Here is a 638-nt window from a genome sequence, read left to right as displayed (position 1 = left end):
CACGAACGCCGTGGTGGCAATCTGCGCGGTATTGGTGCCAGCCGCTGCGGTCGGCGCCGTTGGCGTGCCCGTCAGCGCCGGCGAGGCCAGCGGGGCTTTAGCATTCAAAAGGGCTTGAATCGCGGCGCGTAGCTGGGCGTTATTGCCTTCGTCCGCAACAATGCCTGCCAGCGCCAGGACGCCTAGGATTTCGTCGGTAACGGCATTGCCCCAAGCCGATGGGATCAAAGAACCAACTTGGCCGGTCACTGAATTTTCATCAACAAACTTGCCATTTACCAGGCCGACGCCTGGCACATTCCTCGGGTAGTCCATTCAGTCCTCACCATACTTAATAAATTCAATCGCATGCGCCGGCGCACTACGGCGTAGCACACACTCCAGGGCGCCGCTTGGGTTGCCGCCGAATTGCTCGCCGAAATAACTCACGCCGAACCGGCGACCAAGGCGGCGCCGAGGCCCGGTTTCAAGCGTCCACATGAATTGCGCAACCCACGTACCGAAGTACGCCGCGCCGAAGCGTGAGCGCCCGAAGCGTGGGGCTCGGTGCTCAATTACGCTGGCCTCGGGGTAGCCATGACTGATGGCCAGCTCAACGAAGTACGCCGGTGACTGGCCACCGACCTCGACCAGACGAC

Annotated in this window: 2 pseudogenes; both read right to left on the bottom strand. The window is 61.6% G+C overall.

Features of this window, described 5'->3' with window-relative positions:
• A pseudogene (locus tag UIA24_RS19170) lies at positions 1–315 on the bottom strand (hypothetical protein); the annotation flags it as partial.
• Positions 316–638, bottom strand: a pseudogene (locus UIA24_RS19165) (phage tail protein); the annotation flags it as partial.

Source organism: Pseudomonas sp. AL 58, from assembly GCF_036348395.1.
In the GTDB taxonomy this organism is placed as follows: domain Bacteria; phylum Pseudomonadota; class Gammaproteobacteria; order Pseudomonadales; family Pseudomonadaceae; genus Aquipseudomonas; species Aquipseudomonas defluvii.
Note: the sequence above shows the minus strand (reverse complement) of the source record. Positions and strands in the feature narration are given on the sequence as shown.